Origin of the sequence: Maricaulis salignorans (assembly GCF_900103475.1) — a bacterium.
Lineage (GTDB): Bacteria > Pseudomonadota > Alphaproteobacteria > Caulobacterales > Maricaulaceae > Maricaulis > Maricaulis salignorans.
In genome coordinates, this window is record NZ_FNHG01000022.1 from 30,882 (window position 1) to 50,178 (window position 19,297).

A 19,297-nucleotide genomic window follows, 5' to 3' on the forward strand; every position below is an offset into this window, starting at 1 on the left:
CTGTCGGCAGAAAAAGGTGCGGGGCACGCGTTTGGGGCGCGCACCCCGCGTCGGGTCTGAGGGCCCGAGACTTATTCGGCGGCTTCGAACTGTGACGACTCGGTCGACTCGCCCATGGCGGTTGTCGAGGAGGTGCCGCCGGTGAGGGCCAGGGAGACCTGGTCGAAATAGCCGGTGCCGACTTCGCGCTGGTGACGCGTGGCGGTGTAACCATCAGCTTCGGAACCGAATTCTGCCTGTTGCAGCTCGGAATAGGCCGCCATGCCACGATCCTTGTAGCCGCGGGCCAGCTCGAACATGGAGTGGTTCAGGCTGTGGAAGCCGGCCAGGGTCACGAACTGGAACTTATAGCCCATGGCGCCGAGTTCGCGCTGGTATTTGGCGATGGTTTCCTTGTCCAGATTGGCTTCCCAGTTGAAGCTTGGCGAACAATTATAGGCCATCATCTTGCCGGGATATTTCTTCTGCACGGCTTCGGCGAAGCGGCGCGCCTCGTCGAGATTCGGCTTCGAGGTTTCCCACCACAGCAGGTCGGCATATTTGCCGTATTCGATCGAACGCGCGATGCAATGATCGACGCCGACGCCGTCCTTGATGCGGTAGAAGCCTTCCGGCGTGCGGCCGGCCTCGAAATCGATGAAGGGGTGGTCGCGCTCATCAATATCGGAGGTGAGCAGTTTGGCGCTTTCCGCATCAGTGCGGGCGACGGTGATGGTCGACACGCCCATCACATCGGCCGCAAGACGCGCAGCAATCAGATTGCGCTCATGCGCCTGGGTCGGGATCAGGACCTTGCCGCCCAGATGGCCGCACTTCTTCTCCGAAGCCAGCTGGTCTTCGAAGTGAACGCCGGCAGCGCCCGCCTCGATATAGGCTTTCATGATCTCGAAACAGTTGAGCGGGCCGCCAAAGCCGGCTTCGGCATCCGCCACGATCGGCGCGAACCAGTCGCGCGACACCTTGCCCTCGGAGAATTCGACCTGGTCGGCGCGCTGCAGGGTACGATTGATCTTGCGCGCCAGCTCGGGACCGGAATTGGCCGGGTAGAGCGACTGATCCGGATACATGGCACCAGCGACATTGGCGTCGGCGGCAACCTGCCAGCCGGACAGATAGATCGCCTTCAGGCCGGCACGGACCTGTTGCATCGCCTGATTGCCCGACATGGCGCCAAGCGCGTTGATATAGGGCTCGGTCTTGAGCAGGCTCCAGAGCTTTTCGGCGCCGCGTTCAGCGAGCGTATTGCGGACCTGCACGGAACCGCGCAGCTTGAGGACGTCCTCGACGCCATAGCCGCGCTCGATACCGTCAAAACGGTCAGCAGCGGCACCGGGAACCAGATCTTTGAAGCTTGTCATTTTTGTCACCATAACTGTGGGAGTTGAATTACCCTTACGGTGTCAAACGGAATAGAGCCTGTCCATAAAGCCTTCCATAGAAAGCGGACACGGTGTATACAAATTACATTGTCATAGTGTCATCTTGTAAATTTTGGTACATCTCATGAGCGATTTACAGCCCCTCGAGAAGATTTTTGCCGGCGCGCGCCTGCGCCGCCTGCGGCGCGAACGCGGCATGACCCAGGCCGAGGCTGCGACGGCGCTTGGCCTCTCCGCCAGCTATCTCAATCTGCTTGAACGCAATCAACGCCCGGTGACGGCGCGCGTCCTGCTCTCCCTGGCCGATGCCTTCGATGTCGATGTGCGCGCCTTTGCCCAGGAGTCCGACAAGCAATTACTGGCCGATCTGCGCGAGGCGGCCTCCGACCCGCTGCTCGCCAGCATGGAGCTTGACCGGATCGAACTCAATGAGCTCAGCGAGGCGCATCCGCGCGTCGCTGAAGCCTTTGCCCGGCTCTACCAATCCTATCGCGAGACCAGTGCCGCCACCGCCGACCTGGCCAGCCGCATGTCCGGCCCCGGCGCCGCCCATGGCGGCCCCGGCGCGGTGCTGGAAAGCGTGCGCGATGCCCTTGATGCGCGGCATAATCATTTTCCCGAACTGGAAGAGGCGGCTGAAGCCCTGATCGACCAGGCCGGCATCCGGCCACGCTTGTGCGAGAGCGCCCTCTCCCGGCATTTGCAGGAGCGGCACGGATTTGCGGTGCGCATTCTCGACGAAACCATCATGGCGGGCGCCCGGCGCCGGCTCGACTTCCATGGCCGCCGCCTCCTTCTCTCCGAAGCCCTGGCCCCCGGCTCGCGCTCATTCAACATGGCCGTGGTGCTCGCCTCGCTTGAACTGGGCGACACGCTCGATGCGCTGTGCGACAGCGCCAGCCTGCCCTCCGATGAAGCGCGCAAGCTCTACCGCATCGGCCTCGCCAATTATTTCGCCGGCGCGGTCCACATGCCCTATGCCGAAATGCTCAAGACCGCCGAGGCGACGCGCTATGATGTCGACCGGCTGCAGCGCCGTTTCGAGGTCAGTTTCGAACAGGTCTGCCACCGCCTCACCACGCTGCAGCGTCCGGGCGCACGCGGCCTGCCCTTTTTCATGATCCGGGTCGACCAGGCCGGCAATGTCTCGAAACGCTTTGGCGGCGGCATCATGCCGTTTGCGCGCTCGGGCGGCGGCTGCCCGAAATGGAATCTGTATGATGCGCTGGGCCAGCCCGAACGTCTGCTGGTGCAGGCCTTCGAACTACCCGATGGCAAGCGCAATCTCTCGATCGCCCGCGGTCAGGTCAGCGCGGCCCCGATCGGCCAGCGCCCGGTCATCCATGCGATCGCGCTGGGTTGTGACTGGGCCCATGCCGAGAAGATCGTCCATGCCGACGGGCTGGAGGGCAGCCGTGTGCAGCCGGTCGGCATTGCCTGCCGCCTGTGCGAGCGCGAGGATTGCGCCCAGCGCGCCTTCCCGCCGCTCAATCGCAAGCTTCACATGGATCTGCATCAGCTGCGCGCCTCGCCCTACTCCTTTGGCGAGGACTGAACGGCTGCGGCCCTGATAGCGTATTGGGCTGTTTTGCCGTGACTTTTCCTTTTGATACCTAGAGGGTTGCCACTTACTGGCCGCCGGGTGATGCGGGGGCTTTGCCAGGCAAGGACAGACCATGACACTCACACAACCCCGCCATCGTGCCGCATTGCTGGCGGCGACCACCCTCGCCCTTGCCGGTCTGGTGCCGATCGCCACTCATGCCTATGGCACGGTGCGCGCCATGGGCCAGAATGCCGAACACGCGCGGATCACCCGCCACGCCCTCGCCTGCGATGGCTTGCGCGCGGCCGATGACTGCTTCCAGTCCGATACGCTCGACAGCCTGGCCGGCGAGGAAGGCTCATTCGGCGCCGTTGGGGCACCGGACCGGGGCCGCGGCATGCTGACCTCGCACGCCCACTGCAGCGCCGGTGATTATCTCGATGTGCCGGGCTATCCGCGCAGCGCCGCCGAGGCCGAGGCGTCACTGACCGAGTGCCGGACGCAAATGATGTCCAATCTCGACCATGCCGTGCTCGATGCCGCCGATCTGCTCGATGAGGATGGTGATATCCGCGGCAGCCAGATCCCGAGCTATATCGATTGCGTCTATGCCGGCAGCGAACATGGCCGCGCCAAGTGCAATGTGCTCGCCCATCTCGGCCTGATCCTGCATGCCAGCCAGGATTTCTATTCCCATTCCAACTGGGTCGACCGACCCGATTCGGGCCTGCCGGTCGGCGCCGAAAACCCGCCCGGCCTGGGCCATTCCGGCCGCTCACCCTGGCTTGACCTGCGCAACGCCAACCCGGCCTTCCCGGCCGGGCTGATTTCGGGTTGTTTCGACAATGAATCCTTCCTCGGCGAGGAGCGTGGCTGCTTCTATGGCGATGAGGGCGAGCACCGGGTGCGCCACCTCAACCTGGCCAAGGATACCGGTGTGATCGACCCGCAGATCGGCGCCGGCACAAGTGAACGTGGCGCCCTGGGCGAGAATTTCCGCCGCAGCGTCGAGGCTGCGATCGAAGACAGCGCCGACAAGTGGGCAACCCTGCGCGAACGCCTGGTCGCGACCTATGGCGCGGAAAATGGTGGAATGATGATTTGCGCCATCACGCGGGATAACCCGACCCGTGATTGCGACTAGAAGACTGGCACCGCTGGCCTGCCCCTCGGGCGAGGCCAGCGGCGTTATCAGGTCTTACTCGGCATGTCCGGCAACGGACTGGACATAGGCCGTACGCACATCCTGGTTCTGCTCGTCGAACTCGGCGGCGATTTTCTCATCCTGGGAGGAGAGCTCGTCGAGATCGAGTTCGGAGAAGTGCATCACGCCCATATCGACATAGGCCTTCTGGATGCGCGGCCCCCAAAGACCGATATCCTTGACGATTGGCACGATGCGCTGGAACAGGAAGGTCCGGAACAGCTGCATCGTGGCCGATTGCTCGACGTATTTGACGCATTCATCGACGGGCAGGCCCATCACTTCGAACACTTCACGCGCCTGGAAGCGGTCACGCATCAGATAACAGGCCTCGACGAGGAATTCCTCGCGCTCATCGCGCTCGGCATCGGTGAGGGTCGGATAATAATCGCGCAGCGACAGACGGCCGAAGGCGACATGGCGCGCTTCGTCTTCCATCACATAGGCGTTGACCATGCGGGCCAGCGGGTTCTGGGCGACATCGCGGATCGTGCCGAAGGCGGCCAGAGCCAGGCCTTCAATAACGACCTGCATCGCCAGATAGGTCATGTCCCAACGGCTGTCGCGCAGAGCCTGGTCGATCAGCTGCTGCAGCGGCGCGGTCATCGGATAGGCGACACCGAACTTAGTCAGGAGATTCTTGTAGGCCTCGACATGGCGCGCCTCGTCCATCACCTGGGTGGAGGCATAGAATTTGGCGTCGAGATCGGGAACCTGCTGCACGATCTTGGCGGCACAGATCAGCGCAGCCTGCTCGCCCTGCATGAATTGGGAGATGTTCCAGGCCTGGGAGTGGCGGCGGAATTCGCGCTTCTCCGACTTGTTCATCTTGTCCCACATCGGGGAGCCGAAAATCGCATTGGCCTCTTCGGGCATTTGCATGGGATTTTCGAAGTCGAGTTCCTGGGTCCAGTCGATGCGGTTGACCGCATCCCACTGCATGTCCTTGCCCTTCTGGTAGAGATGCATGAGCGTCGTGCGCCCTTCATCATAGTCCCAGTCAAACAGGGTGGTGAAGTCCTGTGGCACGGACCACGACTTGTCGATATTCGGAATCGGATACAGCTCGCGCAGCGTTCCCATGGCGTTGAACCTCCCCAGGTATGGCCAGAAATCTACAGGTGAACAACGTTCACTTCCCCAACATCAGTCAATTTTTCGCGGAAGGCAAGCGGTTTGCGAAAAATGTAATGAGCAATCCCCTACTCCGCCGCCGTCTGGGACGCGGCGGCCGGGGCTGTTGTGGAATCCGCGCTGGCCTCAGATTGCGTTGCGCCGCCTGTCCGGGCCAGCCAACGCGCCTTGATCTGCTTCGAGGTCGCGCGAGAGCCATCTGGCGTCCAGCCTGGCGGCGCCAGCAGATACATCATCGCGTCCTTCAGCGATTTGGCATGACGCATATCCCGGAAAACCGCCAGCCATTCATGGATCGCGATTTTGAACGGGTTGTGGGTGTCGATATTATGGATGATGCCATAACGGCATTTCTCCTCCTCCAGCTCGGGCTGGAAGGTTCCGAATATCTTGTCCCAGACGATGAAGACACCGGCGAAATTGCGATCGAGGTAGATCGGGTTGGTCGCGTGATGCACGCGATGGTGCGAGGGCGTGTTCATGACGGCCTCGAACCAGGCCGGCATTTTCTTGATCGCCTCGGTATGGAACCAGAATTGATAGATCAGGTTGAAGCCCGACACGATGCCGATCACGAGCGGATGGAAACCGAGCAGGATCATCACCGATCCGAGCCAGAGGAATTTCAACGTCAGCGGGCTGAGCCAGGACTGCCGCAGGGCCGTGGTCAGATTATAGTGCTGTGAGGAATGATGGACGATATGGTCGGCCCAGAACCAGCGCACAGTGTGACCCAGGCGGTGGACCCAGTAATAGATGAAATCATCCAGCACGAAGGCGACCGGCCAGATCCACCAGGGAAAGCCGATATCGAAGATGCGGAACTGGTAGATGAACATCGCCCAGGCGGTGACAATCCCGCCAAGCAATACGCCAGAGATGGAATTACCGAATCCCATGGCCAGGCTGGAAAAGCTGTCGCGCGCCTCGAAACGGGCCGAGCCCGTCCGTTTCGCGTGCAGCATCTCGATGCAGACCAGAATCACGAAAAGCGGGATCGCGTAATAGATGGGGTTAAAGGTCTCTACAAAGGCCGGGACGTCCATCATCTACTCCTGCATTGCGTTGAGCTTGTCGGCCCATATTCGGGCCTCGCCGGCATCGGCAAACGCCATGGTGAATGGCGGAAAGGTGAAATCATTGAGGCGAATGGTCAGACGGGCATCCTCGGCCAGCCGGGCAGCACGCACCATGCCTGGCTCGATATAGCGGATGACAAACTCATCGCCCTTCGCCTTGAGCAAACCTATCCGCTGCCCCCCATTTTCCTCGACCAGGGCGGCGCTGCCGGCCTGGGCCAGCACGCCGGGACCGGCCTGGAAGCCGACCGCATCAGTGTCGAGCCGCTCGACCGCTTCGTCCAGGCTACTCAATCGGGCCGGCTCCCCGAGGCGCAAGACGACATTCAGGGCGACCATCGCGGAAATCCCGACGAATGACCCCAACATGACCCAGACAAACAGCATCAGCGTCTCCCACAACGAATAAGGGCGAAGGCTATACAGCCTTCGCCCCCATTCAAAGCGAAAATTGAACGCTGTTTACCCGCGGATACGCAGGGTCACACCGTAGGTCCGTGGATCGCCAGGATAAGCATTGACGCTGCTTCCCAGGTAACCGACCGACGGGAAGGCACCCTTGACGTATTCCTGTTCAAACAGGTTGCGTCCCCAGAACTGGAGACCCCAACGGCCATCATCGGCACCGATACCGAAGCTGCCATTGACCATGGTGAAACCATCCTGGTTGGCAAAGGTACGCGGATCCTGCGAGGTCATGAGACCGAAGCTGGAGATATTGGTCGCTTCGGCGCGAACAAAGGCTTCCATCGTGTCGGCAACGGCCCAGGTGTAGGTACCGGTGATCGATCCGACGAATTCGGAATTGCCGCGATCACGACCGGTCAGGTCGTTGAACAGGGCCGTTACGCCAGCAGTGTTGGTACGCTCGGCACCGACTTCGCAAAGTGCGAAGTCCGGATCACCCGCATCCCAGACGCCGACGCCGTTAAAGCCATCGGGGCAAGGTGCGAACTGATAGTCGCCATACTTGCTCTCGAACAGGTAGGTGAAGCCACCGGTGAAGACCAGGCCCGGGGTCGGTGCCCAGGTGCCTTCGAACTCGAGACCGGAGACCTGGATCGAGCCGGCATTCTCGAGGGCGAAGCCATTACCAACGAAGTTATTGGTCTGGAAGCCTTCGATTTCCTGATCAAACAGGGCCACCGCATAGGCGAAGTGGTTGTCGAACAGAGCGCCCTTCATACCAATTTCGAACGAGCTGGAGGTCTCTTCCTCAAACTCGAACACGCCGGTGAAGGCCGCATTGGTCGAGACGTTGAAACCACCTGGCTTGAAGCCCGTGGCATAGCTGGCATAGACGTTCAGCGTATCCGACACATCATAGGACATGATGATATTGCCCGAGAAATTGGTGTCGTTACGCGAAGTCGGGAAGTCAGCTGCGTTGACGGGTTCCCAGTTCTGGAAGGCTGAAAAGCCGAGCAGTGGGTTGAAGGCCGTACCTGCCAGATAGGATGGCAGTGGCGAGGTCGGGTCGATCGGGATCGGCGCGCCACCCAGAGGATCCGGGTAATGCGTCGCGCCCTGGCCGAGCAGGACGACCGGCACCAGATAGGCGCAGGCATCGCCGCCGATGACCGGGAAGAGGCCCGGATTACAGAAGCCCGGTGCGACCAGGCGCAGATCCTGGGCCAGATCAAGGAAGCTGAATGCCGACATCGGATCCGGCTGATTGATCTGGGTGACCATCGTCTTGTCTTCGTTCGAATAACGGCCACCAACCGTTACCGTGAAGTTGTCTGTGACGTTGAAATCGAGCTGGCCAAAGATGGACCAGGCTTCGGTGTCATACTGATAATCTTCCGAAATCAGGCCATGAGTGGTGTCGATGAAGCCCTCGGCAGGCGTCGTTGGCAGGGCCGCGCTGCCCGAAGCCAGCGGTACGAAATTGCCGACGCCGGCGCCCTCATTCATGTCGAGGAAGAATTCCAGCAGCGAGATGCCGCCGGTGCCAGCTGGCAGACCGAGGCTGGAAACCAGTGCCGCGACGCTTGGTGCCGATGCGGCATCAAAGAAGTTCCGTGCATCCGCACCGTAGGGCGTCGAATTCCGGAAATGCAGCTGGTTGTCGTAATAGAAGCCGCCCAGCATCCAGTCGATGGTGTTATCGCCGGTCGAGGTCAGGCGGAATTCCTGGGTGAAGCTGTCATACTGGTTCTGGATATGACGATCGCTGACCAGGTCGAGATCCGAGAAGTCGGCGTCGAAATTCTGGTCTTCGTCGTAATTGCGCCAGGCCGTGATGCTGGTCAGCGTGAAGGCGTCGAAATCGTGATCGACCTGGAAGGAGATGCCGGAGGTATCCAGCACGGTGTTCAGATCACCATCGATTGCGATCCGGCCACCATGCGGATCGGCCGGTACGGCGGTGCCGCCAAGCCCCACAATGGCACCCAGGTCGATCGGGTCATAATAGGCAAACGGTGCAGCACAGCAGTTTTCGTCGATCGTGCCGAAATCGGCGATCACACGAACTTCTGTATTGTCGCCCGGATTCCACAACAGCTGACCCCGATAGCTTTGACGATCGCGGTTATTGATGGCGCGGCCATCTTCAGCGGTCATGTAGCCGTCATTGGTGTGCGTCGTGGCGTCGAGACGGAAGGCCATGCTGTCAGACAACGGGCCGGTCACGGTGCCGCGCAGGATGCGCGAGCCGAAATTGCCGATCGTCACTTCGCCGGTATAACCGAACTCGTATTCAGGCTTCTGGGTCAGGATGCTGACGACACCCGCCGGCGTATTGCGGCCAAACAGGGTCGACTGAGGACCGCGGATAACTTCGACGCGTTCAACCGACAGCAGATCATTGATCGCCGAGCCGGAACGCGGGCGGTAGACGCCATCGATGAAGACACCAACCGAAGGCTCGAGGCCCGGGTTGAAGCTCGATGTCCCGATACCACGAAGATTGAACTCCGTATTGGTCGAGGTCGCGAATTCAGAAACGCGCAGCGAAGGCACCAGCATCTGCAGATCGGCCGCATCGCGAATTTGCGACTGTTCGATTTGCTCGCCGGTGACGACAGCAACCGAAACCGGCGTGTCCTGCAGCGTCTGTTCGCGCTTTTGCGCCGTGACGGTGATCGTTTCGACCTGCGCGAGCGCGCCGGATGCGGCAATCAATCCGCTAAGAATGGCGGTCGTGCCCATGACGGCCGCTTTTGAGAATATTTTCATGTGAATTTTTCTCCCCTTAAGACGCGGTTTTTTTTAACCAACCGATCCGCGTATCTAGGCCCATTTGAGCATTCCCGGCGCGAGCTGTCAGCCCGTTTTTCCGATCCTGGCGAAAAAGGTTGTGACATGATGCAAGCATACCGCACTTACCAATTTACCTTTTCGCGTTCCTGCGCCTCTTTCATCCTGACCGGACTCTGCTAGGCTGCGAAGTGAACAGCGTTCAATTTACTGACTCTGGGGAGAGAAATGAAAAGATTTTTCATGGGCTTGGGAGCGATTATCGCGACCCTGACAGTGATCGCCGCTGGCTGGTATTACCGGCCCTGGTCCGAGTACTCACCGGCCGAAATCCAGGCCGCCACCCAGCCGGACCAGCTCGTGCCCACTTTTCGCGATATGGACGATATTTTCCCCTACAGGACGATTTCTGCTCAGGATTCTGCGATTCCCCTGGCGCGGAACACCCGCAATGACGACGTCGGATTCGAGTTCGACGGCCAGATGCGCACGATCGAGGCCTGGCAAGCAGACTCAGATGCCACCGGCCTGATCGTCCTTCATGATGGCGTTGTTGTGCATGAGGAGTACCGGCTCGACGCCACGGCCGAGACCCGGCACACCAGCTGGTCGGTCGGCAAGAGCTTTGTCGCGACCCTGATCGCGATGGCGATGCAGGACGGCCATATCGGCAGTCTCGACCAGACCGCTGAAATGTTTGCGCCGCAATATGCCGGCACAGCCTACGGGCAGACCACGCTGCGCCATCTGCTGATGATGTCGGCAGGGGTCGATTTCGAGGAAGATTACAACGCACCGGGTTCCGACATCCGCCGCCTCTTCCTCGGTGCCAATATCTATGGCCAGAATATCGACACGCTGGTGGCTGCGATTGAACGTGACCGCCCCGCCGGCCAGGACCTGCACTATGTCAGCGCCAATACCCAGGTGCTCTCGGCGGTCGTTCGCGGCGTCTACAATGCGCCGCTGGCGCAAATCGTCGAGACCAAGATCTGGCGGCCGCTCGGTATGACGGGCGATGCGTCCTGGAACCAGAATATCCAGGGCGATAACGGCATGGCGATCGGCTATTGCTGCCTCAATGCCCGCGTCGAGGACTATGCCCGGATGGGCCAGTTCTACCTGCAGGACGGTGTCTGGGAGGGCCAGCGCCTGCTGCCCGAGGGCTGGGTGACAATGGCGACACGCCCGAATGCGCCCTTCCAGGAGGCCGGCCCGGCTTCGGTCTATCCGCATCGCGGCTATGGCCTGCATTTCTGGGTGCCCGAGAACCATGATGGCGAATACTTCATGGCCGGTGTCTACGGACAATATGTATGGGTCGATGAGCGCCGCAATATCGTGATCGCACGCACCGCCGCGGATCCGGCCTGGACCGGGCGTACCGCAGAATCGATTTCTGCCATGCGCGCCCTCGCCGCCCATTATGGCGATCCGCTCACTGGGGCTCCCGTCGAAGCCCCCGCCGCAGACCAACCGGCGCCAGCCGCTGCCGACATCACGGAGACCGGCAATGAGTGAGACCCGTTACGACTACATCATCTGCGGCGCCGGTTCGGCCGGCTGTACGGTCGCGGAACGCCTGTCGCGCGATCCGTCCGTCTCGGTCTGTGTGCTCGAGGCTGGTGGCTCGGACGACAGCCCCATCATTCGCACACCGATGCTGCTTCAATTCGCGGTCACCGGCGAAGCCTTCAACTGGGGCTATTGGACCGAGGAGCAAAAGCATTTGCACGACCGCAAACTGCTCTGGCCGCGCGGCAAGACCCTGGGTGGCTCCTCCTCGATCAATGCGATGCATTATATGCGCGGGGCGCATGAGAATTTCGACGAATGGGAAAGCGTCTACGGGGCGCAAGGCTGGAACTGGGCCAATGCCCTGCCCGCCTTCAAGGAAGTCGAGCACCAGACTCGCGGTGCCAGCGAGCTTCACGGCACCGACGGCCCGCTCTGGGTCCAGGATATTGCGCCGCTCAATCCACTGACCGAGGCCTTCTTCAAGGCCGGTGACGAGCTGCAATACAAGCGCAATTCCGACTTCAACGGCCCGACCCAGGAAGGCTTCGGCCCCTATCAGGTGACGCAGAAGGGTCATAAGCGCTGTTCCGCCGCCGACGCTTTCCTGCGCCCGGCCCTGGAACGCGAGAATTGCAGCGTCACCACAAAGGCAATGGTCCGCCGCGTGATCATCGAGGGTGGCCGTGCCACTGGTGTCGAAGTCGACATTGATGGCGTCACCACCACCCTCACCGCGCGCAAGGAGATCATCCTGTCGGGCGGTGCGATCAATTCACCGCAAACCCTGCTGCTCTCCGGCGTCGGGCCCGCCGATGAGTTGCGCGCCATGGGCATCAGTGTCGAATCCGACCTGCCCGGCGTCGGCAAGAATTTGCAGGACCATCTCGACATCACGGCCCAGCTCTGGACCAAATCCTCGACCTCGATCGGCAATTCCCTGCGCTCCCTGCCGCACCACATGTATATGGTGGCGCGCTGGGCACTGGCCGGCGACGGCCCCTTCACCGTCAATCCGGTACAGGGCGGCGCCTTCATCAAGTCTGCCTTCGCCGGCGATCTGCCGGATCTGCAACTGGTCTTCATCCCGGCCATCTCCAATCCGCACGGAATCGAGAAGGCCACCGGTCATGGCGTCACGCTGCATGCCTGCCAGCTCTATCCGAAGAGCCGCGGCGAGATCACGCTCAAATCGACTGACCCCTATGAACATCCGGCCATTCAGCCGAACTATCTCGAGGATGAATTCGATCTCGACGTGCTCGCCGATGGTCTGTCCAAGGTGCGCGAGATCCTCGCCTCACCGGCCTTTGATTATGATCGCAAGTCAGAACGCTGGCCCGGCGCCGAGGTGACAACGCTCAACGGCCTCAAGGATGATGTTCGAAAGCGCGCCGAAACCCTGTATCATCCGACCTCGACCTGCGCGATGGGATCGGGCGAAATGGCGGTCACAGACAGCCGTTGCCGCGTCAGGGGTGTCGCCGGGCTGCGCGTCGTTGATGCGTCCGTGATGCCGCGCCTGGTCGGCGGCAATACGAATGCGCCAACGATCATGATCGCCACCCGCGCCGGCGACATGATCGCGCAAGACAACAACACGGCCTGAGTTCGCCCGTCGAACCCAGACGAAATCAGGAGGCCGCCATGAGCGAAGCCGAAGCCAAGCAGATCGAACGCATGAAATCCCTGCTCGCCACCCAGCGCGACGCGTTTCGCCATGAACGTCACCGGCCGATCGATCTGCGCAAGGCCGATCTGGCCCGCATTGCCGATCTGTGCCGCAAGAATAGCGATGCAATCTGCGAAGCGATCAGCCGTGATTTCGGCAATCGTGCCAGGCAGGAAAGCGTCATCGCCGAGATCGCCTTCGTCATCCAGGACGCGGATCACACCGCCAAGCACATCGGCAAATGGGCCAAGACACGCTCCGTCGGTGTGCCGATGACGCTGATGCCCGGCAAGGCGACCATCCGCCGCGAGCCCAAGGGCGTGGTCGGCATTGTCTCGCCGTGGAACTACCCCTTCCAGCTCGCCATGGCACCGCTGGTGGCCGCTCTCGGCGCCGGTTGCCGCGCCATGATCAAGCCCTCCGAACTGACCCCGGCCACGGCCGAGCTGATGAAACGCCTGATCGGCGAAGCCTTCGAGGAAGACCATGTCTGCGTCATCACCGGCGGTCCGGCCGTCGGCGAGGCCTTCTCACGGCTCAAATTCGACCATCTCTTCTACACCGGTTCGACCCAGGTCGGGCGCCTCGTTGCGATGGCGGCCGCTGAAAATCTTGTGCCCGTCACACTCGAGCTTGGCGGCAAGTCGCCAGCCATCGTCACCCCGGGCTATCCCAAGCTCAGCGCTGCGAAATCCATCGGCTGGGGCAAATTCCTCAATGCCGGCCAGACCTGCGTCGCGCCCGATTATGTGATGGTGCCCAATGGCGAGGAACGCGCCATGGGCGAAGCCATCATCAAGATCGCCGAGCATGAATTCCCTGAATCCTCCAGCGACGATGCCTATACCGCCATCGTCTCGGACCGGCATTATGAGCGCCTGACCGGCATGATCGAGGAAGCCCGCGCCGGCGGAGCCGAAATCCTGCAGGCCGAGCACGACGCCCAGGCCGCCCAGGCGGCGCGCAAGATCCCGCCGACGGTAATCCTCAATCCGCCCGCCGATTCCAAAGTGATGACCGAGGAAATCTTCGGCCCGCTTCTGCCGGTGGTCGGCTATAGCGAGATCGATGCGGCGACCAATTATGTCGCGGATCATGATCATCCGCTCGCCCTCTATGTCTATTCGACCGACAAGGAGATGGCGACGCGCATTCTCGACCAGAGCCAGTCCGGCGGCGTGGGCATCAACACCAATCTTCTGCACCTCTCGGTACCGGACCTGCCCTTTGGCGGGATCGGCGCGTCCGGTCAGGGCAGCTATCATGGCGAGGCCGGTTTCCTGACCTTCACCCATGAGCGCTCGGTCTTTGCGACCGGCAAATGGCACCCGTCCCGCCTGCTCGCGCCGCCTTACGGAAAGTTCTACGAGACCGTGTCGAAAAAACAGATGAGCTGACCCGTCACAATCTGCAATTGACGACACCCCCAAACACTTGAACGTTATCCGGTGCGGATTGACCTGTGAGTCGATCCCGGCGGCCGGTGTGGACAGCGGGGGCATCTCTGTGGATTTTGTTGAATTTCGTCGCCTGGTCGACGCGATGGGGCTGACGCCGGAAGCCTCCGAGGAAATGGATCGATGGGGGCATGAGAGTGCGCCCCGCCTGAAGCAGGCCCTGCTCGAGCTCTACACCACGATCGCGGATAATCCCGATCTCTCGGCATTCTTTGATGATGTCGAGCAGCTCAGCCATGTCCGCCAGAAGCAATACGAGCACTGGAGAACGCTGCTGTCCGGACTGTTCGACGAGACCTATCTGGAATCGGCGAAGCGCATCGGCACGGTTCATTGCTCCATCGGCCTCGAGCCGCACGCCTTCCTGACCGGTTATGCGGCCGTATTGTCCGCGCTGTTGCGCGATGCCAGCCAGCTTGATGGCGGCGCCGGCCGCAAGGGACATCGAGCGAGCCAGTCGCCGGACATCGTTATTGATGCCCTGACGCGGGCTGCCCTGCTCGATATCGGGGTCGCCCTCACCAGTTATTCCGAAGCCGAACAGTCCAGGGCCCGCTTGTCCCGATTGAAATTCTCGAACGCCTTCCGGCAGGCCTTCACGCACTCCATGTCGGAACTCGATACGGCAATGGGGTCACTCAATCAGGCCGCCGGTCAGCTCGCCAATCCCGACCCGGCGGAAGACCAGGGTTTGAACGCGGCCGAGCTGGCCCAGTCCGTCACCCGGTCCACCGCTGCGGTCCAGGTCCAACTCGATGAGTTGAAGTCGAAGATGAATGAGTTCCTGACCGCCACCGGCGCCGCCTGAGATTCACAAGGCCGGCTCCGGGTCCAGCCGCGGGTCGGCTCCTACGAAACCTCTGTGACTCCGGGATCGGCCGCGGCCTCCACGCCCACCCCGCGGCAAGCAACGCTCCCCTTGGCAGTCCCGGCGAGTTGGGTTAGCTCCTGCAGTGAAGCCGCAACAGGACATTGATCATGTATCTCCCACTCTCCGGCAAACGCGCCCTGATCACCGGCTCCAGCCATGGCGTCGGCCTGGCGGCGGCGAAACTGTTTGCCGAACAGGGCGCCGAAGTGGTGCTGCACGGCAATGCCAATATGGCCGATGCCGATCTGGCGGTGCGCGAGATCGGACCGAGGGTGCTGGGCGCCGTGCAGGCCGATCTGTCTATGCCCGGCGCCGGGCGCGACCTGGTCGAGGCCGCCCAGCATCTGGCCGGCGGCAAGCTCGACACCATCATCAATAATGCCGGCATTCACTGGGCCACCCCCTTCGAGGCCACCGATGCCGAATGGGAAGCGGGCTGGGCCGGTATTCTGCAGGTCAATCTGATGGCCGTCGCCGATATCTGCCGCGCCGCCATTCCCGGCATGGTGGAGCGCGGCGGCGGCTCGATCGTCAACATTTCCAGCCGCGCCGGCTATCGCGGCGAGGATCGCGACCATATCGCCTATGGCGCCTCCAAAGCGGGCCTGCTCTCACTGACCAAGACGCTGGCGCGCCAGTGGGGGCCGGATTCGATCTACGCCTATGCCCTCACCCCCGGCTGGATCAATACCCGCATGGCACCGCAAAATGCCGCCGGTGTCGCCGCCGCCCATTCGGAAATTCCGATCGGGCGCATGGCCGAACCCGAAGAGATCGCCGCGATGTGCGCCTTCCTCGCCTCCGGGGCCTGCCAGAGCGCGACGGGCAGCTGCATCGATATCAATGGCGCGAGCTATGTCCGGTAAGCTTCCGATTTAACCGGCAAAAACCGCATTCGGCTCATCGCGTCCGCAGACCCTGTTCGCGCGATGCCGACATATTGCCGGCATAGGGGATCTCGCCGCTCTCGCGGACCATCAGGTCGAGCTGGTGGCGGATCCATAATTCGGTCTGGAAACGCCAGACCCGCTCGGCAAAGGCCTGTGGCAATCCAAACTCTGCCGCGCAGCGGCGCACATTCTCAAGCACCGCCTCATTGCGATCGGCATCGACGACATAGCGTGGATAGCGCTTGATCCGTGCGGCGGTCTCGACCAGATCCTTGCGCGCCGCCAGCAGGCGAACCAATTGCCGGTCGACCCGGTCGATCTTCAACCGGACCGCGTCGAGTCCGGCCTCGTTTACACCATCGTCCATTCCCGCCCCGCCTTTCCGGCCAGATAGCCATTGACCAGCGGCAATGGCAGGGTCGAGGTGCGCACCGTCTCGACCATGTCAGCCGCATCAATCGCGCCGTCGAGAAATCCGCGCATCGCGTTGGCGACCTCGACCATGCCGACACTGTGCGGCGACAGGCGCAGCGCCGAAATCCCCGCAGGGCGCAGGCTTTGCGCCGTTTCGGTGCACAGCTGCAGGCCGTCCGACAGGGTCTGCACCCCGTTGAAGGCGAGGAAACCGGTGCCATCGAGCGTCGAGACGCGGCAGCCATCGGGGTCCTGTTCGCAGACATAGCGGCAGCTATCCCGGTTCAGCTTGTGCTGGCGCGCATGATAGCAGCGGCCGGAATGGGCCAGTGGCAGGCGGCCAAAGCCGAACAATTCAATCTCCAGACCCGGGCAGAGTTCCGCGATCGTCGAGATTGCCTGCAGAGACAGCTCGACCGGCGGGCACCAGCGCGTGCACCCCATGGCCTTCAACATCAGCGCCGTGTCCTCATTATAGACATTGAGGAAGGGGCCGGCGGTGAAGGCGCGCCCGCCGCGGCTGGCCAGACCGCCAAAATCATTCAGTTCGACATGTTCGCCATCGCGGACCAGGTCTTCGGTCAGACGCCGTTCGCGGCGATTGACCGGGGAGATCAGGGTCGACCAGATGACCGTCTTGCCGGCTCGCTCGAGCCGGTCCGCAGCGCTCGCGATGGCGGCCTGGGTCAGCGGGCCACGCTTGCCGCACACAATCTCGCCGAGATAGACGCGATCGACCGGGCATTCATCGGCGATGCGGGCATAGAAATCCAGCAATTGCGCCGAGGGCCAGTTGAAATAGAGCGGTCCCAGGCTCAGGGATATCGGGGTCGGGTTCATCGCCATGTCTTCCTGTACGCGCCCACCGTGCCGCGCTGACCTTCCGCCAGGGTATCGAGCAGCGTCACGCCCGTCGCCGCCCTCGCCGCCGCGCCCTCCGGCGCCGCCGGTCCGCCGGTCTTTCCAAGCCCGTCAATCGCCTGCCGGAATTGCCGCGTCACGGCCTCGACATAGGCCTTGCCACGCTGACGGCCTTCGATCTTCAGCGCCCTCACCCCGGCATCGCGCAATTGCGGCAGGACATCGATCGTATTGAGACTGACCGGATCCTCGAACAGATGTCCCGTCTGCCCGCCCGCCATGAATCGGCCCTTGCACAGGGTCGGATAGCCCAGTGGCTCGCCGTCCGCCTTGCGGTCAATCGTCAATCCACCCAGCGCGACCGAGCGGCTGCCGTCCTGGCGCGAATAGCTCACAGCTTCTGGCGGCGAGCAGACGCCGTCGAGATTGGGCGAACGGCCGGTGACATAGGAGGACAGATCGCACCGTCCCTCGGTCATCACACACAGCCCGCCAAAGGCGAAGACCTCGACCTCGATATCGATCTCGCCGATCAGGGCCTTGATTTCCGGGATGGAGAGAATGCGCGGCAGCACGACGCGCTGGACGCCAAAGCGTTCGGCATAGAAGCGAATCGCTTCCGGCGTCCCGGCAGCGGCCTGGACCGAGAGATGAAGCCGCAGATCGGGATGGTGCGAGGCGGCCCGGCCGAGCACCGCCATATCGGCGGCAATGATCGCATCGGCGCCGGCCGCCGCCGCCGCGTCGACGGCGCGGGCCCAGATCGCCGTCTTGCCGGCCTGGGCGAAGGTATTGATCGCGACCATCACCCGGGCGCCGTGCTGATGCGCATAGGCGACGGCCTCGGCCAGTTCGGCATCAGAGAAATTGAGGCCGGGGAAATTGCGCGCATTGGTCTCGTCGCGCAGGCCGCAATAAACCGTGTCGGCACCGGCATTGACCGCCGCGCGCAGGGCCGAAGGTGTCCCCGCCGGGCAGACCAGTTCGAGCGCGCCGCGGCTCATGATCGCCGCCCCTGTTTCGCCGGGCGCCATGGGCCCGGTGGCAGCGGTGGCAGCGGCACGAGATCAACCAACCGCATCTCGGCCTCCTCGATCGCATTGCGCAGGCTGAGGACGACGGCGGTCTCGCCCTCGATCCACAGATCGGCGGCGAAGAAGGCGGCATCGCCATCCTCACTGCCCTGCATCAGTCGCAATAGCAGATCGAGCGGTGCTTCAATCCGCGCCTCGCACGGCGTCGGCGTGGCCGCCCTGACGACCTGCACCGCGCCCGCGCCGCCGTCCGGACGCACCAGAAAGGCGACCGGCAGACCGGCCGGGCAAATCAGGATACGGGCCTGACGCGCCGGCCCCAGTCGCTCGAACACGTCGGGCCGCTGCCGCGCCAGCCGCCGCAGCGACGCCGTCAACATCACGGCCAGCGGCTGCATCGCCGTGGCCGCCACCCGCCCGCCCAGGTGTCCGAGGGGACCTTGCGGCCAGGGCCGGGCCGACAGAAAGCGACCGGCAGCATGAACGGGATGAAGCAGCGATTGTGGCAGCATGATTGAGCACCCCGTCCTGTTTTGATCACCCGTCGGGTCAAAATCCGTCGATCAGTGATAACGCCAAGACTTGATATTTATCAAAACCTGAATCTGCGACATAGGCGCGCAGCCCGTGGCCTGCGAGCAGGCTGCACGAAAATCTCCACGCGGCGTGCCGCTGGAGGTTTGAGTGGTTCACCTCTCGCATGGGAGGTGTGCGGGACGCCGGCGAATGCCGGAGCTGTTGTAGGTTTAGGGGGCATCCGAGACGTCCCGCACGTGGAGATTTACTCAGGTCCCTCGCGGGCCCTGCCTCGAAATGACCGTGGACGAACAGTCGAGCATTCATGCTGCCCTTCCCCGATCATGGCCTCACCAGAGCTTGAGGATGTCACCCCTCTGCCCGGACGAGCTCCACGCTCCCGATCGCCGCGAATGACTGAGCTCACGCCTCCCGTGCGACCGGAACGGCTGAAGTATGCGCGCGCCTTGGAGGGCTGGGGATAACATCGCTCGGAATGTGTCGTCCTGACGCAAGTCGGG

General features: G+C 62.3%; 16 protein-coding genes. 7 read left to right on the forward strand and 9 right to left on the reverse strand.

The genetic code is table 11. The features are described 5' to 3' along the window. Positions 1-71: 71 nt before the first annotated feature. On the reverse strand, positions 72-1,358 hold the full coding sequence (gene aceA, locus BLT42_RS13665) for an isocitrate lyase (RefSeq protein ID WP_091771742.1): 1,287 nt from the start codon (positions 1,356-1,358) through the stop codon (positions 72-74). 145 nt (positions 1,359-1,503) lie between these two features. On the opposite strand from aceA, the gene BLT42_RS13670 reads away from it, so the two are divergent. Beyond that, complete coding sequence (locus BLT42_RS13670) at positions 1,504-2,934, forward strand: helix-turn-helix domain-containing protein (RefSeq protein ID WP_091771725.1); 1,431 nt, start codon at positions 1,504-1,506, stop codon at positions 2,932-2,934. A gap of 121 nt (positions 2,935-3,055) precedes the next feature. Beyond that, positions 3,056-4,069, forward strand: a complete 1,014-nt coding sequence (locus BLT42_RS13675; protein ID WP_091771726.1) for a hypothetical protein — start codon at positions 3,056-3,058, stop codon at positions 4,067-4,069. 54 nt (positions 4,070-4,123) lie between these two features. On the opposite strand, the gene BLT42_RS13680 is transcribed toward BLT42_RS13675, so the two are convergent. The 4 genes from BLT42_RS13680 to BLT42_RS13695 form a co-directional block, all read right to left on the reverse strand. Next, on the reverse strand, positions 4,124-5,212 hold the full coding sequence (locus BLT42_RS13680) for a ferritin-like domain-containing protein (protein ID WP_091771727.1): 1,089 nt from the start codon (positions 5,210-5,212) through the stop codon (positions 4,124-4,126). Positions 5,213-5,331: 119 nt separating this feature from the next. After that, a complete protein-coding gene (locus BLT42_RS13685) occupies positions 5,332-6,312 on the reverse strand; it encodes a sterol desaturase family protein (protein ID WP_233342508.1) in 981 nt (326 codons plus the stop codon). After that, positions 6,313-6,729 (reverse strand): hypothetical protein, encoded by a 417-nt coding sequence (locus tag BLT42_RS13690; RefSeq protein WP_143024162.1) that lies wholly within the window; start codon positions 6,727-6,729, stop codon positions 6,313-6,315. A gap of 75 nt (positions 6,730-6,804) precedes the next feature. Then, positions 6,805-9,525 (reverse strand): TonB-dependent receptor, encoded by a 2,721-nt coding sequence (locus BLT42_RS13695; protein ID WP_091771729.1) that lies wholly within the window; start codon positions 9,523-9,525, stop codon positions 6,805-6,807. Between the two features lie 249 nt (positions 9,526-9,774). Between BLT42_RS13695 and BLT42_RS13700 the strand changes: the two genes are divergently transcribed. The 5 genes from BLT42_RS13700 (at position 9,775) to BLT42_RS13720 (ending at position 15,927) form a co-directional block, all read left to right on the forward strand. Next, a complete protein-coding gene (locus BLT42_RS13700) occupies positions 9,775-11,067 on the forward strand; it encodes a serine hydrolase domain-containing protein (protein ID WP_091771730.1) in 1,293 nt (430 codons plus the stop codon). Continuing rightward, the gene (locus BLT42_RS13705) at positions 11,060-12,670 is read left to right on the forward strand and encodes a GMC family oxidoreductase (RefSeq protein ID WP_091771731.1); all 1,611 of its coding nucleotides are present in this window, start codon (positions 11,060-11,062) and stop codon (positions 12,668-12,670) included. The genes BLT42_RS13700 and BLT42_RS13705 overlap by 8 nt, the downstream gene beginning before the upstream one ends. A gap of 38 nt (positions 12,671-12,708) precedes the next feature. Then, positions 12,709-14,130, forward strand: a complete 1,422-nt coding sequence (locus tag BLT42_RS13710) for a coniferyl aldehyde dehydrogenase (protein ID WP_091771732.1) — start codon at positions 12,709-12,711, stop codon at positions 14,128-14,130. Positions 14,131-14,239: 109 nt separating this feature from the next. Beyond that, on the forward strand, positions 14,240-14,998 hold the full coding sequence (locus BLT42_RS13715) for a protoglobin domain-containing protein (protein WP_143024163.1): 759 nt from the start codon (positions 14,240-14,242) through the stop codon (positions 14,996-14,998). A 170-nt stretch (positions 14,999-15,168) separates the two neighbouring features. Continuing rightward, positions 15,169-15,927 carry an SDR family NAD(P)-dependent oxidoreductase gene (locus BLT42_RS13720; RefSeq protein WP_091771734.1) on the forward strand — a complete coding sequence of 253 codons (759 nt, stop codon included), beginning with the start codon at positions 15,169-15,171 and terminating at the stop codon, positions 15,925-15,927. A 34-nt stretch (positions 15,928-15,961) separates the two neighbouring features. Here the strand turns inward: BLT42_RS13720 and BLT42_RS13725 are convergent, their stop codons facing one another. Genes BLT42_RS13725 through ubiT form a run of 4 tightly spaced genes read right to left on the reverse strand, consistent with a single transcriptional unit; the run spans position 15,962 to position 18,772 of the window. After that, on the reverse strand, positions 15,962-16,318 hold the full coding sequence (locus BLT42_RS13725; RefSeq protein WP_091771735.1) for a chorismate mutase: 357 nt from the start codon (positions 16,316-16,318) through the stop codon (positions 15,962-15,964). After that, positions 16,303-17,205 carry a ubiquinone anaerobic biosynthesis protein UbiV gene (ubiV, locus tag BLT42_RS13730; RefSeq protein ID WP_091771736.1) on the reverse strand — a complete coding sequence of 301 codons (903 nt, stop codon included), beginning with the start codon at positions 17,203-17,205 and terminating at the stop codon, positions 16,303-16,305. Before ubiV ends, BLT42_RS13725 begins: the two co-directional genes overlap by 16 nt. After that, positions 17,202-18,230, reverse strand: a complete 1,029-nt coding sequence (ubiU, locus tag BLT42_RS13735; RefSeq protein WP_091771744.1) for a ubiquinone anaerobic biosynthesis protein UbiU — start codon at positions 18,228-18,230, stop codon at positions 17,202-17,204. The genes ubiV and ubiU overlap by 4 nt, the downstream gene beginning before the upstream one ends. Then, positions 18,227-18,772 carry a ubiquinone anaerobic biosynthesis accessory factor UbiT gene (ubiT, locus tag BLT42_RS13740; protein WP_091771737.1) on the reverse strand — a complete coding sequence of 182 codons (546 nt, stop codon included), beginning with the start codon at positions 18,770-18,772 and terminating at the stop codon, positions 18,227-18,229. The genes ubiU and ubiT overlap by 4 nt, the downstream gene beginning before the upstream one ends. Positions 18,773-19,297 lie beyond the last annotated feature (525 nt).

Bases quoted from the DNA above. Each gene is read 5' to 3' on its own strand.
- BLT42_RS13710 (WP_091771732.1), top strand. From the start codon at position 12,709: ATGAGCGAAGCCGAAGCCAAGCAGATCGAACGCATGAAATCCCTGCTC.
- aceA (WP_091771742.1), bottom strand. From the start codon at position 1,358: ATGACAAGCTTCAAAGATCTGGTTCCCGGTGCCGCTGCTGACCGTTTT.
- ubiT (WP_091771737.1), bottom strand. From the start codon at position 18,772: ATGCTGCCACAATCGCTGCTTCATCCCGTTCATGCTGCCGGTCGCTTT.
- BLT42_RS13685 (WP_233342508.1), bottom strand. From the start codon at position 6,312: ATGATGGACGTCCCGGCCTTTGTAGAGACCTTTAACCCCATCTATTAC.
- BLT42_RS13725 (WP_091771735.1), bottom strand. From the start codon at position 16,318: ATGGACGATGGTGTAAACGAGGCCGGACTCGACGCGGTCCGGTTGAAG.
- BLT42_RS13680 (WP_091771727.1), bottom strand. From the start codon at position 5,212: ATGGGAACGCTGCGCGAGCTGTATCCGATTCCGAATATCGACAAGTCG.
- ubiV (WP_091771736.1), bottom strand. From the start codon at position 17,205: ATGAACCCGACCCCGATATCCCTGAGCCTGGGACCGCTCTATTTCAAC.
- BLT42_RS13720 (WP_091771734.1), top strand. From the start codon at position 15,169: ATGTATCTCCCACTCTCCGGCAAACGCGCCCTGATCACCGGCTCCAGC.
- BLT42_RS13690 (WP_143024162.1), bottom strand. From the start codon at position 6,729: ATGCTGTTTGTCTGGGTCATGTTGGGGTCATTCGTCGGGATTTCCGCG.
- BLT42_RS13675 (WP_091771726.1), top strand. From the start codon at position 3,056: ATGACACTCACACAACCCCGCCATCGTGCCGCATTGCTGGCGGCGACC.
- ubiU (WP_091771744.1), bottom strand. From the start codon at position 18,230: ATGAGCCGCGGCGCGCTCGAACTGGTCTGCCCGGCGGGGACACCTTCG.
- BLT42_RS13670 (WP_091771725.1), top strand. From the start codon at position 1,504: ATGAGCGATTTACAGCCCCTCGAGAAGATTTTTGCCGGCGCGCGCCTG.
- BLT42_RS13705 (WP_091771731.1), top strand. From the start codon at position 11,060: ATGAGTGAGACCCGTTACGACTACATCATCTGCGGCGCCGGTTCGGCC.
- BLT42_RS13695 (WP_091771729.1), bottom strand. From the start codon at position 9,525: ATGAAAATATTCTCAAAAGCGGCCGTCATGGGCACGACCGCCATTCTT.
- BLT42_RS13700 (WP_091771730.1), top strand. From the start codon at position 9,775: ATGAAAAGATTTTTCATGGGCTTGGGAGCGATTATCGCGACCCTGACA.